The organism is Streptomyces sp. NPDC050504, assembly GCF_044458065.1.
Lineage (GTDB): Bacteria > Actinomycetota > Actinomycetes > Streptomycetales > Streptomycetaceae > Streptomyces.
This window is the reverse complement of the sequence record NZ_JBITHO010000006.1, coordinates 428,972-441,747: the sequence shown is the minus strand read 5'-3', so window position 1 is coordinate 441,747 and position 12,776 is coordinate 428,972. Positions and strand designations below refer to the sequence as shown.

Sequence of the window (12,776 nt, the reverse complement as noted above, 5' to 3'; positions counted from 1 at the left end):
TCCACACAAACGGAGGGAAAGAAAGATGACGAAGGACCTGTACGACATCGGTGAACTGCCCCCACTGGGCGTGGTGCCCCGGCGGATGCACGCCGCGGTGATCCGCCCCGAGCGCTACGGCCCGCCGGAGCAGGGCTTCGCCATGGAGGTCGTGGACGTGCCCGAGGTCGGCCGGGGCCAGGTCCTGGTCTACGTGATGGCCGCCGGGATCAACTACAACAACGTCTGGGCGTCGCTCGGCTACCCCTACGACGTCGTCGCGGGCCGCCAGAAGCGCGGGGAGCCGGAGGACTTCCACATCGGCGGGTCCGAGGGCTCCGGCATCGTGTGGGCCGTCGGCGACGGAGTCACCTCCGTGAAGGTGGGCGACGAGGTGATGCTCTCCGGCTGCACCTGGGACGAGACCGCGCAGGACATCCGCCTGGGGGCCGACCCCATGACGTCGGTCACCCAGAAGGCCTGGGGGTACGAGACGAACTACGGTTCCTTCGCGCAGTACGCGCTCGTCGCCGACTACCAGTGCCACCCCAAGCCGGCCAACCTGTCCTGGGAGGCCTCGGCCTCCTTCCTGCTGACCGCCGCGACCGCGTACCGCCAGCTGTGCGGCTGGGCTCCGCACACCGTGGAGCCGGGCGACCCGGTGCTGATCTGGGGCGGGGCCGGGGGCCTGGGCTCGATGGCCATCCAGATCACCCGCATCCGCGGCGGCATTCCGGTCGCGGTGGTCTCCGACGACGAGCGCGGCAAGTTCTGCCTGGACCTCGGCGCCGAGGGCTTCATCAACCGCAACGACTTCCACCACTGGGGCAGGCTGCCCGACACCACGGACGAGCGGGCCATGGCGGAGTGGATGAAGGGCGCGCGCGCCTTCGGCACCGAGTTCTGGAACGTGCTCGGCGAGCGCAGGGCGCCGAAGATCGTGCTGGAGCACAGCGGCCAGAACACCATTCCCACGTCCATGTACCTCTGCGACACCGCGGGCATGGTCGTGATCTGCGGCGGCACCAGCGGCTACAACGGCGACGTGGACCTGCGCTTCCTGTGGATGCGTCAGAAGCGCCTGCAGGGTTCCCACTTCGCGAACCTCAAGCAGTGCCGCCAGGTGATCGAGCTGGCGGCGAGCGGCAAGCTGGACCCCTGCCTGTCCTGGGTCGGCGAGTTCGAGGACACGGGCCGGGCCCATCAGCTCATGCACGAGAACAAGCACCCCTCGGGCAACATGGCCGTCCGCGTCAACGCGCCGCGCGGCTGAGCCAGGCCCCGCGCCGAACGGACGGGCCGCTACCCGGAAGAGCCCTCTTCCGGGTAGCGGCCCGTTCCGCATTCTGCGCTGTGTGCTTTCGGTGCACAACGGTTCAGCACAGTCGGACCTGATTGAGTATGTTGAGTAGTGCAACTCCACGTTGTTTGTTGGAGCACTGACGGTGGATTAGTGAAGGTCGTTGGTGGGGTTCCGTCACGCGGACCCCGAAATTCCGAAGTCCGCCCCCTTGCGGCGGACCTGGCCCGTCTGCCAGATTCGCCACTGCCGGGAATGGCATGCACGTGACAGGGTCACCCGCCTTCCGTGTATGTGCTCCCGCCGCATACATATGCGGCGGCGTCCCTGCGGAAAGCGTTCCAACCCCCACACAATGGAGACGAACGTGCGACTGTCCAGACTCGCCCCCGCCATCGCCGCCGTCGGGCTCTCCGTGGCAGGGCTCGTGCCCACCGCCGCCGCCCAGGCGCCCGCCCCTGTGCCGAGCACACCGGCCGCCACCTCCGCACAGCCGATCATCGGCGGCGGCTACGCCAGCAACGCCCCGTGGGCCGCCCGCCTCTTCTCGAACGGCAGGCAGACCTGTAGCTCCACCATCATCGCGCCCACCTGGATCCTCACCGCCAAGCACTGCGTCAGCGGCGGCGGACTCTCGTTCCGCATCGGCAGCCTCGACCAGACCAGCGGCGGCACCGTCGCCAACGGCGCGGGCACCTACACCCACTCCGCGTCCGACCTCGCCCTGGTCAAGCTCGACCGGTCCGTCCAGGGCACCTACGCCCGCCTCGGCCAGCCCGGATCCGTGCAGGTCAACCAGAGCGTGCAGGTCTACGGCTGGGGCGCGACCTCCCAGTGCGGCTCGGAGATCAACTGCCAGTCGCAGCTCCTCAAGGTCGCCAACGTCACCGTGACCGGCGGCTGCCGCGACGCGTACAACGGCTCGGCGATCTGCGCCAGGCGCGGCAACGGCATCACGGCGGGCGGCGACTCGGGCGGCCCCATGATGGCCAACGGCATCCAGGTCGGCGTCGCCTCCACCAGCGACCGCCAGACCACCACCGCGTACACCAACGTGACGGCCTACCGCTCCTGGATCCAGAGCGTGGCCGGCGTCTGACCCGGGTCGGACAGCGGTCGGACAGGGACGGGTCCGGGTCGCCCCCCGGCCCCAGGGCCGCGTCCCGGTTCGGGTTCGGGCCCCTCTCCGCCGTACGCACGGCGGAGAGGGGCCCACCCCGTCCGAGGCGACCGGTGTCCCGGCTCCTTCCGCTACTTCCGCCGCAGCCGCGACAGGTACGCGCCCAGGCTCAGCCCCGTGCGCTCCGAGCTCCAGATCCGCAGCACCTGCGGGTCGTCCTTCGGGCCCGCCGCCTCGATGCGTTCGCGCGCGGGGCGGTGCAGCTGGCGCTTGGCGAGCGCGTACACGTCCGCGGGCGCCGCGCACAGCCCGTCGGCCCGCACCAGCGCCGCCGCGAGCAGCCGGCCCGGCTCGACGGTCTCGTGCACCAGCCCGATCGCCGCCGCCCCCGCGGGGTCGAGCCGTCCGGCGCCGAGTACCATCGCGTCCGCCGCGTGACCCACGGCGTGGCGCACGATCTCCAGCGGCACCGTGGGGAACGGCAGCCCCGCCGCCAGCTCGGCGAGGCCGATGGTCCCCTCGGACATCAGCCGTACGTCGCAGGCGGCGGCCAGCACGCAACCACCCGCCAGCGCATGGCCGTTCACCGCCGCGACGACCGGCTTCGGGTGGTCGAAGAGCGCGAGCAGCGCACGGCTGAGGACCGGCAGGAACTCCGCCACGTAGGGCGCGCCGCCCTCCACGATTCGTTTGAGGTCCACGCCCGCGGAGAACGTGCGCCCGCTGCCCGTCAGCACGACGGCGCGGGCGTCGGCGACGGCGTCCAGGGCCTTGGGGAAGGCCGAGAGCAGCTCCAGGTCCAGGGCGTTCACCGGGCCGTGGTCGAGCGTCAGGACGGCGGTGCCGTCGTATTCGGTGGTGTCGATCATGCGCAGCTCCCCGGCCCGGTCAGTCTTCGTAGCCGTCGAGGTCGGTGAGCAGGATCCGCGACACGGTGTACGTGCCCTGCCCCGCCGCCACCAGCTTGCCGCTCTCCGAGTAGACGTCGCTGCGCGCCACGTAGAGCGTCCGGCCCGCGGTCACCACCTCGCCGACGGCGTACACGCCCTCCTTGCGCACCGGCCGGATCAGGTTGATGTGGTAGTCCACCGTGAGGACGCTGTACGTCTCCTCCATGGAGTTGGCGGCCATGAAACCGGCGGTGTCGCCCACCTCGAACAGCATGGCGGCGTGCAGGAAGTCGGAGTTCTGGGTGAGCTCGGCGGGGAACGGAATGGCCACGCGCGCGACGCCGGCCTTCTCGATCGTGATCGTCTTGTTCAGGTACCGGGAGATCTTGCATTCCATGCAGCAGCGGGTGAGCTTCTCGAAGTGCCGCGACTGCGAGGACGGGGCGGGGGGTGCGTCTTCTGACGGCGTCGCCATGCGGTGCTCCTTACGGCAGTGTCATGCGCGCGAAACGATCAGGCCCGCGTTGATCCCGCCGAAGCCGTACGCGTTGATCAGGCAGTTCCGGATTTCGGCCGGCCGGGCCTCGCGCGCGATGTCGATGTCGGTGAACGCGGGATCGGGCTTCTCCAGTTTCAAGGTTGGCGGCACGATTTGGTAGCGCAACGCCATCAGCGCGGCGGCCAGGTTCAGCGGGCTGTTCGCGGCGAAGGTGTGGCCCGTGTGCCCCTTGATCGAGGTGACCACCGGTCTGCGCCGGGAGCCCGCCACGACCGTGCGCACGGCCTCCAGTTCCGCCGCGTCGCCCTGCACCATCCCGGACGCGTGGGCGAACACGCAGTCGATCGCGGCCGGCCCCATTCCGGCGTCGGCGAGCGCGCCGTTCACACAGCGCGCCGCGTGCCCCGCGGAGACCCCGGCGACGCCCTCGCTCCCGCTGTTCGTCGCGTACCCGGTCAGCTCGCCGTGCACCACCGCGCCCCGCGCCTCGGCGTGGCCGCGCTCCTCCAGCACGAAGACGGCCGCCGCCTCGCCGACGACCATGCCGTCGCGCTCGCGGTCGAACGGCCGGGGCGTGAGCGCCGGGTCGTCGCGCCGGCTCAGCACCCGCATCGCCTCGAAGCCGGAGTACGTCACCGGAGTGGCCACCGCCTCGGTCCCCCCGGCGAGCGCCCAGACGCGGTCGCCCGAGCGGATCGCGCGCACCGCCTGGCCCACGGCCTGGCAGCCGCTCGCGCAGGCACCGGCCACGGTCACCTGCTCCTCCTCGATCCCGTGGCGCAGTGCGATGACGCTCGCCGCCATGTTCGGGATGAGCGAGGGGATCAGGAACGGGCTGGTCCTGCGCACGCCCTGCCGCTCCTGCCGGAGCACGCCCGCCTCGATGGCGGGCAGCCCGCCCATCGCGACCCCGAGGAAGACGCCGCCGCCCGCCGCCCGTGGCGAAAGACCGCTGTCGGCGACCGCCCGGTCCGCCGCGAACAGCGCGTACCGCACGAAGTCGCTCATGCGTTTGAGTTCGAACCACAGCGGCCCCGGCGCGAACGTCACCACGGACGCGTCGACCTGCCCCGCGTACCGGCTGCGGAACCGGGCCGGGTCGAAGCGCGTCAGCGGCACGATGCCCGAGCGCCCCGCGACGAGGCCCCGCCACAGCTCGCCCGGCGTCGCGCCGAGCGGGCAGAGCACCCCCATGCCGGTGACGACCACACTGCGTCGAGGCATCGCGCGGCCCGGCCCGGGACTCAAGCCGGTTGCTGCCGCGCGTCCTGGAGATCCCGTATGTAGTCCACGAGATCCCGCATCGTCCCGAGCTTCCCGACGACGGACTCGTCGAACTCCAACCCGAAACAGTCCTCCAGATAGAGCAGCAGCTCGACCATCTTGAGCGAGCTCATGCCCTCGATGGACGTGGCGAAGTGCGATTCCGGAGTGAGGTACGGGACGTCCTCCTCGATGAATTCACCGATGTGCCCCACGATCTTCTCGAACAGCTCCTGGTCTTCCACGTGCCTGCCTCTCCGTCCGTTCCGCCGACGTTCCTCGATCAGTTCTCGGCACAGGTGGCGCTGGATCTTTCCGCTGGTGGTGCGGGGCAGCTCGCGCCGCGCGGTCCAGTGCAGGACGACCCCGCCGATGCCGAACACCTCCGCGAGCCCGTCCTTGACCAGGCCCGCCACCTCCTGCCGGTCGCGCCCCTCCGCCAGCCGCTCGTCCAGCAGGAGGTGCAGCTGTTCGGTGCCGAGCGCGGGGTCCAGGATGCCGACGGCGACGACCGCCGAGGTGCGCGGGCTGCCGGTGAGGCCCTCGACGAAGGATTCGAGCTGGTCGGGGAGGTAGTTGCGGCCCGAAATGATCACGAGGTCCTTGTGGCGGCCCGTGACGTACAGCTCGCCGTCGACGAGGTAGCCGAGGTCGCCCGTGCGCAGGTGCCCGTCCGGCCTCTTGAGCGATGCGCCGTCGGAGTCCGGGAGGTAGCCGTCGACCACGCTGGGTCCCGAGACCTCGATCTCGCCGATCGTACGGTCCGCCAGGGGAGCGCCCGCGGGGTCCACCACCCGCAGCGCGTGCCCCGGCACCACCCGGCCGACGCACATCATGCTCGCCGTCCGCGGAACGCCCGCCGCGGGCCCCTCGCCCGCCGCGGGCCCCTCGCCCGCCGTGCGCCCGTCGCCCGCCGCCCGCGGCTCGGCGCGCCCCCGGGCCGTCACCGCCTCCGCGTCGACCCGGTCCACCGCGTAGGGCCGGGTGACGTCGGAGATCGTGACGGCGAGCGTCGCCTCCGCGAGGCCGTACACCGGCCTGAGTGTCGTCGGGGCCAGGCCGAAGCGCCCGAACTCCGTCTGGAAATCGCGCATCGTGCTCTCGTGGACGGGCTCCGCGCCGCACAGCGCGACCCGCCAGGACGACAGGTCGAGCCCGGCCGGGGGACGCCGCCGGGCGACGCGCGCGCAGATGTGGAACGCGGAGCTGGGCGCGGGCGACAGCGTGCCCCGGTAGCGGCTGATCCACCGCAGCCACGACATCGGGTCGCGCAGGAAGTTGACCGGGTCCGACAGCACCATGGGGATGCGGGCGTGCAGGGCGTAGGAGATGCCGATGAGCCCCATGTCGTGGAAGAGCGGCAGCCAACTGACCAGCGAGTCGTCGGCGTTGCCGTGGATCGCCCCGGAGATCGCCCGCACGTTGGCGGCGATGTTGGAGTGCCGGACGACCGCGAGCTTCGGCGCGCCGGTCGAACCCGACGTCGCCTGGAGGTGCGCCGGTGCGTCCGCTTCGGCGCACGGCGGCTTCGGGCGGGGTGCGGAGTCCACGCGCAGCGCGTCGGGCGTCAGGACCGGTACCGGCAGCAACGGCGCGAGTACGGAGGCCAGTTCGGGCGCGGCGACGACGTGCCCGGCCCCCGCGCGCTCGGCGGTGCGGCGGAGGTTCGCCGCGTAGTGCGTCGTGCGGCCGTCCATCGGCTCCGCCACGACGACCGGCACCACCCCCGCGTACAGACAGCCCAGGTAGACCGAGAGGAAGTCGCGCGAGGTGGGCAGCACGAGCACGATCCGGTCGCCCGCGTGGACGGCATGCTCCGCGAGGCCCGCCACGGCCTCGTGGGTCAGGAGCACCGTGTCCGCACAGCTGAGGGCGTACTCCTCGTCGCCCCGCTCGATGACCCGGAACGCCAGCCGGTCGGGGGTGTGCAGGGCGCTGTCGAGCAGCGCGTCGACGACCGTGTCCGCCCGGTGGGCCCGGGTCACCGGGCGTACCCCTTCACGAAGTGGAGGTCGGTGCGCTTGGAGGAGCGGGCCAGCCAGTCGCGCAGCTCGCCGTGGCGCGTGTCGAAGTCGGCCTTCAGCCGGTCCTCCTTGAGCGTGCCGCCCGCGGTGTAGTACGGCTTCTCCAGCTCTTCCAGGAAGCGGATGTGCTGCGCCATTCCGGCGCGCCCCCGGTCGACGCTGCGGGAGTACGACTTGAGGCGGGCCCGCCGCTGCGGCCGCTGCTCGATCTCGAAGGCCCGCTCGAAGAAGATGTCGTAGCTGTCGAGGATGCCGCGCTGGAGTTCGCTGGGGCGCATGTGGCGCGGGAAGATCCCGACGAACGAGTAGTGCTGGTAGGTCGGCACCTCCATGATGATCCGGTGGTCCTCGATGTCCTGCCGGGCCCCGTACAGCAGGTCCTGGAAGGGGTATTCGGCGAGACAGACGAAGACCGGGTGCATGATGCGCGCCTCGGCGCACCAGTACGCGGTGGCCTCGATCGCCCGGCGGTCCTGGACGTCCAGGCCGAAGATGATCGCGGAGTGGATGGCGATGTCGTTCTCCGCGAAGCGCAGCAGCCGCCGGGTCTGCTCCGAGGGGTCGACGCGCTTGTTGAACGCCTTGAGGACGTCGGGGTCCTCCGACTCCACGCCGAGGCAGTACTCCTCGAACCCCGACCGTTTGAGGTCCAGGACGAGGTCCATGTCGTCGGCGTGGTTGACCCGGCTCATCGCGATGAACTTGTAGTCGCGGTCGCGGAACGTCGCGGCGATCTCCCGGCAGTAGTCCTTGCGGGTCGTGAAGTTGAGGTCCGTGACGTAGAAGCGGCTGCAGCCGGTCTGCCGGTGGATGGCGTCCAGTTCGCTGCGCACGTCCTCGGCGGTCTTCGTGCGGAAGCGCCGGCCCAGGAGCCGGATCGCGTAGCAGAAGGAGCAGTCGAAGGGGCAGCCGCGCGACATGGAGACCGTCGCCCAGTGGAGTTGGGGTGCCCGTGCGAGGAGCCGGGGGTCGATGGCGTTGGCGATGTTGCCGTACCGGGCGATCTTGTTGAGGACGAGTTCGCCGTTCGCGCCGATGTAGGCGAGGTTGTCGACCTCGGCGACGGACTCCCCGGCTTCGAGGGCGTTGATGAGCTGGGCGGTCGGTATCTCGCCCTCCGCGATGACCGCGTAGTCGGCGTAGCGCAGCGCCTCGTAGGGGGCGAACGCGGCGTGGGGGCCGCCCATGACGACCACGCAGCCGGGCCGTTTGGCGCGCTTGATCAGCTCCAGCGCCTCGATGTTGGACCAGAAGTGCGTGGCGAGCGCGGAGATCAGGATGTAGTCGTACTCGGCGAGCGGGAAGTCCTCGGGCTTCTCGCCCCAGAACATCTGGCACATCTCGACCCGCGCGTCGGGGTGTTCCTGCTGGACGAAGGAGGCGACGTAGTAGATGCCGTCGTTGTAGGTGGTCGCCAGGGTCGACGCGTCCGGGTAGGCGTCGTGGAACCCGAGCTGTACGCAGAGGATGTTGAGGCTCTTCACGGCCCGGCCCCTAGGACGCCGACGGATACGGGGCGGACGGACCGGCCTGGGCCGCGCCGCGCTCGTGCGCGCCGTGCTGGTGCGCGAGCCGGCGGCGCACCTTCTCCTTCATCTCCTGCTTGAGCGTGCCGGCGATCCGGTCCGGGTCGTTGACCCGGCGCTGGGCCCAGGCCAGCAGGTCGCGCGCCTCGCTGCGGTTCATCTTCGGGTGCTTCCACACCAGGTTGTAGAGGTCGTGCTTGCTCAGGTCCGGCTCGTCGATCAGGTGCTCCATCTGCCGGTAGAGCCGCGTGCCGTGGAACGGGGTGAGCAGCGTCAGCTGGCAGGCGAAGAGCCCTTCCTCGTTGAGCTGTTCGATGTCGAACTTCATGTCCTCGACGCTGTCCTCGGCGAATCCGACCATGAAGGTGCCGAGCGCGCGGCGCCCGTGGTCGATCAGTTCGCGGACGGTCTGGCGGACGTTGTAGACGTCGTCGCGCTTCTTGACGTCCGCGACGTTCTTGTCGCGGTACGACTCGATGCCGACGATCGCGCCGTCCATGTAGCGGTCGGTGAGTTCGGGGACGCGGCCGCGGATCAGGTCGGCGCGGGTCAGGCAGATCCACGGCAGTTCGCGCTCGGCCAGGGCGTCCACGACCTGCTCGGCCAGGTGGTTGGTGAGGAAGAAGCTCTCGTCGTAGATGATGACGTGCGCGACCTTCTCCTCCCGGTACGCGTCGAGGGCCGCGTACATGTCCTCCATGAAGATGGCTTCTTCTTTGGGGTTGAAGATCGGGGTGGAGCAGAAGGTGCAGCCGATGTTGCAGCCGCGCTTGGAGTAGAGGTATCCGACGGGGGAGCTGATGCCGCGGAATCCGCTCTCGCCGAGCATGGCGGGATGCCGTACGCGCGGCAGGGTCGCGCCGTAGACGTACTGGTACAGCGGGAATTCGCCGGCGCCCTTCACCAGACGGGTGAAGTACTGGTCGATGCCGGGAGTGAGCACGCCGTAGTTGCCGCCCCAGATCTCCCGGACACCCGCTTCCCGGGCGGCCTTCGCCATTTCGATCGCGACCGGCGTCGACCAGGTGTAGAAGCTGAGGCCGACCATGTCCCAGGTCTCGGCCCGCAGTGCGGAGAGGTATTCCTGCCAGGTCGGGTACTCAAGGATCTCCACGTCCGGCACATTGTGCTTGAGGAAGCGCAGACCGGTCGGCGGGCACGTGACGGACAGCCGGTCCTCCAGGTCCACCGCACACGTCCAGGCCATGTAGGTGTCGGTCCTGTCGTACCAGTTTCCCCCTATGCCGTCCGGCTCCACCAGCGCCTCTTTGGGGGCCGTTGCCAGGAGCACCTTCTTCATCGCCGTCTCCCTCGGCCGTAACGGGGAGCTCTGCGAGCAACCACCCCGCGCAGCCGCGCGTCGGTCGTGCCGGAGTCGTACGGGAACCGTGCCGGAGCCGTGCCGGAAAAGCCCCTCGAATCTAGGAGGGCCCAATCTTTTGTGTCAACCCGCGAGTTGACAGAGGAAACGCGGGCCGATCAACGGGACGGAAAGTCCGAAGAGCCCCTGGCGACATGCGGGGAACAAGGTGTCGATCTGTTCCGTCACATTCCGATTGACGCGTCGAACGCTCTTCGCCGCAGGTCGGCCTAATGATTTTTCCGCTGTTTTACATTCACCGGAATTTGTCGGGCCGGACGGCACGGGGGTGAATTCCGGCCTGCGGCGCCGCGCGTGGTGCGGCGCGAGGTGCTGATGGGTGGAAGTGTTTTTCGTTTCAGGCCGGGAGCATATGCGGCACATGGGAGGGCGCCGCCTGCTCCTCACGCCCCGGGTTCGTTCCCGAGAGCCGCCGGGATCTCCGTACGGGACGTGATGCCCAGCTTGTTGAGGATCCGCTCGATGTGGGTGTCCGCGGTGCGTTTGGAGATCACCAGGCGCTCCGCGACCTCGCGGTTGGACAGCCCCTGGGCGACCAGGCCCGCCACCTCGCGCTCGCGCGGCGTCAAGGTGTGGGCCGTCGCTCCCGCCCGGCGTGCGGCGGGCACGTCCCCGTCGGGCTGCGGCAGCTCCGTCCCGGCGTGCACGGCCTCCAGCACGCGGGTGCCCGAGAGGCGGGCGCCCAGCGCGTGCAGCCGCCGGAAAGCGGTGTCGCCGAGCGCGTCGCGTATCTGCGCGTGCACGGCCTCCTGCTCCTCCAGCAGCGAGGGCAGCATGGAGACCGGGTCGCCGCTCAGGCTCCGCGCGCTCTCCGCGTAGCCGAGCAGCCAGCCCGCCGTGGTGTGCCGGCCCTCGCGGGCGGCGTGCCAGGCCAGGACCAGACAGCTCATCGCGGCGATCAGGATGTCCCCGACCTCGCTCGCGGCCTCCAGCGCCCGGCGCAGCGCCACCGCGCTCTCGTCGTGCCGTCCCGCCAGCCACAGGACGACGCCCTGCACGAGCAGGGTGGAGGCGTAGAGCTGGCGGTCCCCGGTGTTCTCCAGGTGGGCGATCCCGATCGCGCACAGCTCCAGCGCGCCCGCCAGGTCACCGAAGACCGCCCGCAGCAGCGCGCCTTCGCAGTGGACGACCGCCATGCCCAGCGGATCGCCCGCCTCGACGATCCTGCGCCGCCCCGCTTCGAGGGCGGCCAGCCCCTCGTCGACCTCGCCGACCAGCGCCCGCATGGCGCCCATGTACGGCTCGGTGAAGAGCGCCACCCGCTCCTCGCCGCAGCTCAGCGCCACCTCCCTGGCCTCGGCGAAACGCGCGGGCGCGGTCTCCAGATCGCCGGTCCACACCGCGGCCAGCGCCGTCATGAACAGCCCCCAGGCCCGCTCGGGACACATCTCGGGCACGAGACCGAGGCCCTTCTCGATCCAGAAGCACCCTTCCGACAGCGTCCCCGCCGCCCGCCAGTGCGGCGTGAGCTGCGCGGCCAGCCACAGCCCCTCGGCCGCCCTGCCCCGCGTCTCGTACGCGTAGTGCACGGCCGCCCGTATGTTGGCGATCTTCACCCGGACCGTGCGGTGCAGGTCGACCTGGTCGGGGGTCAGCAGCCGGTCCCAGAAGAGCTGCCCCAGCTCCTTGTAGTACGTCAGGTGCCGCTCGCGCACCGCCGACGGGTCGTCCGACCCGGCGAGCCGTTCGGCGCCGTACTCCCGGATGGTGTCCAGGAGCTGGTAGCGCTCCCCGCCCTCGCCGACGCGGAGCACCACCGACTTGTCGACCAGCTCCGCCAGCGTCGGCAGGATCTGGTCGGGCGGCAGGTCCTCGCCGCCCGCGCACACCCGCTCGGCCGCCGACAGTTCGAAGGAGCCCGCGAACACCGAGAGCCGCGACCACAGCAACTGCTCCCTGGGGGTGCACAGGTCGCGCGACCAGTCGATCGCGGTGCGCAGCGTCTGATGGCGGGTGAGCGCCGTGCGCTGGCCGCCGGTCAGCACTTCGAAGCGGCGGTCGAGGCGGGCCACCAGATCGGTGAGCGGCACCGCGCGCAGCCGTACGGCCGCGAGCTCCAGGGCGAGGGGCATCCCGTCGAGTCGCGCGGTGAGCGCCCGCACCTGCTCGCGGTTGGCGTCCGCGACCGCGAAGTGCGGCACCACGGCCGCGGCGCGCTGCGCGAACAGCTCCTCGGCGTCGGCGCCGGTCAGCGGCGCCAGTTGCATACAGCGCTCGCCCGGCACGTCCAGCGGCTGCCTGCTGGTCGCCAGGACGCACACGTCGGCGGTTTCGCGCAGCAGCGTGTCGCAGAGCACGGCGCACGCGTCGAGCAGGTGCTCGCAGGTGTCCAGGACGAGCAGCTGGCGGCGCCCCTGGAGGTGCGAGACGATCGCGTCCAGGGGCGCCATGCCCGGCTGGTCGGGCAGTTCGAGCGCGGCGGCGACCAGCGCGGGCACCAGCTCGGGGTCGTCGAGCGCCGAGAGCTCGGCCAGTCGCACTCCGTCGCTGAAACGTTCCTTCGCCGCAGTGGCGGCGCGCAACGCGGTACGCGTCTTGCCGATGCCGCCCGGCCCCACCAGGGTCACCAGCCGGTACTCGCCCAGCATCGCCCGGAGCCGGGTCAGTTCCGGTACGCGGCCGATGAAGCTGGTCCGCTCCACGGGGAGCTGCCTCCCGTGCCGATGGCCGAAGCCGAAACCCATGAGACCTCCCGCGCCACCCGTGCCCCTCCGCGCAGGAGGGCCGCCCCGGAGGGCCGATTCAAGTCGCGGGGCGGGCGGACGCGCAGGGAATCCGGAGGACCTTCACTCGA

9 protein-coding genes are annotated in these 12,776 nt (G+C 70.8%); 2 read left to right on the top strand and 7 right to left on the bottom strand.

Annotated elements, in window-relative coordinates; translation table 11 throughout:
• Positions 1-25: 25 nt before the first annotated feature.
• Positions 26-1,252, top strand: coding sequence for a crotonyl-CoA carboxylase/reductase (ccrA, locus tag ACIBNE_RS24680; RefSeq protein WP_399274977.1), 1,227 nt, complete (start codon positions 26-28; stop codon positions 1,250-1,252).
• Between the two features lie 394 nt (positions 1,253-1,646).
• A complete protein-coding gene (locus tag ACIBNE_RS24675; RefSeq protein WP_399274975.1) occupies positions 1,647-2,378 on the top strand; it encodes a S1 family peptidase in 732 nt (243 codons plus the stop codon).
• Positions 2,379-2,530: 152 nt separating this feature from the next.
• Here ACIBNE_RS24675 and ACIBNE_RS24670 read toward each other — a convergent pair whose 3' ends face one another.
• The 7 genes from ACIBNE_RS24670 to ACIBNE_RS24640 form a co-directional block, all read right to left on the bottom strand.
• Complete coding sequence (locus ACIBNE_RS24670; RefSeq protein ID WP_399274973.1) at positions 2,531-3,268, bottom strand: enoyl-CoA hydratase/isomerase family protein; 738 nt, start codon at positions 3,266-3,268, stop codon at positions 2,531-2,533.
• A gap of 19 nt (positions 3,269-3,287) precedes the next feature.
• Positions 3,288-3,764 (bottom strand): PaaI family thioesterase, encoded by a 477-nt coding sequence (locus ACIBNE_RS24665; protein ID WP_399274971.1) that lies wholly within the window; start codon positions 3,762-3,764, stop codon positions 3,288-3,290.
• A gap of 21 nt (positions 3,765-3,785) precedes the next feature.
• Positions 3,786-5,012, bottom strand: coding sequence for a beta-ketoacyl-[acyl-carrier-protein] synthase family protein (locus ACIBNE_RS24660; protein ID WP_399274970.1), 1,227 nt, complete (start codon positions 5,010-5,012; stop codon positions 3,786-3,788).
• Positions 5,013-5,032: 20 nt separating this feature from the next.
• Positions 5,033-7,036 (bottom strand): AMP-binding protein, encoded by a 2,004-nt coding sequence (locus tag ACIBNE_RS24655; protein WP_399274968.1) that lies wholly within the window; start codon positions 7,034-7,036, stop codon positions 5,033-5,035.
• Positions 7,033-8,559, bottom strand: coding sequence for a B12-binding domain-containing radical SAM protein (locus ACIBNE_RS24650; RefSeq protein ID WP_399274966.1), 1,527 nt, complete (start codon positions 8,557-8,559; stop codon positions 7,033-7,035). Before ACIBNE_RS24650 ends, ACIBNE_RS24655 begins: the two co-directional genes overlap by 4 nt.
• A gap of 10 nt (positions 8,560-8,569) precedes the next feature.
• The gene (locus ACIBNE_RS24645) at positions 8,570-9,901 is read right to left on the bottom strand and encodes a B12-binding domain-containing radical SAM protein (RefSeq protein ID WP_399274964.1); all 1,332 of its coding nucleotides are present in this window, start codon (positions 9,899-9,901) and stop codon (positions 8,570-8,572) included.
• Between the two features lie 464 nt (positions 9,902-10,365).
• Positions 10,366-12,666, bottom strand: a complete 2,301-nt coding sequence (locus ACIBNE_RS24640) for a LuxR C-terminal-related transcriptional regulator (protein ID WP_399274962.1) — start codon at positions 12,664-12,666, stop codon at positions 10,366-10,368.
• Between the last annotated feature and the right edge of the window lie 110 nt (positions 12,667-12,776).

Excerpts from the sequence above, each read along its gene's own strand:
- ACIBNE_RS24645 (WP_399274964.1), bottom strand. The coding sequence starts at position 9,901 with ATGAAGAAGGTGCTCCTGGCAACGGCCCCCAAAGAGGCGCTGGTGGAG.
- ACIBNE_RS24660 (WP_399274970.1), bottom strand. The coding sequence starts at position 5,012 with ATGCCTCGACGCAGTGTGGTCGTCACCGGCATGGGGGTGCTCTGCCCG.
- ACIBNE_RS24665 (WP_399274971.1), bottom strand. The coding sequence starts at position 3,764 with ATGGCGACGCCGTCAGAAGACGCACCCCCCGCCCCGTCCTCGCAGTCG.
- ccrA (WP_399274977.1), top strand. The coding sequence starts at position 26 with ATGACGAAGGACCTGTACGACATCGGTGAACTGCCCCCACTGGGCGTG.
- ACIBNE_RS24670 (WP_399274973.1), bottom strand. The coding sequence starts at position 3,268 with ATGATCGACACCACCGAATACGACGGCACCGCCGTCCTGACGCTCGAC.
- ACIBNE_RS24640 (WP_399274962.1), bottom strand. The coding sequence starts at position 12,666 with ATGGGTTTCGGCTTCGGCCATCGGCACGGGAGGCAGCTCCCCGTGGAG.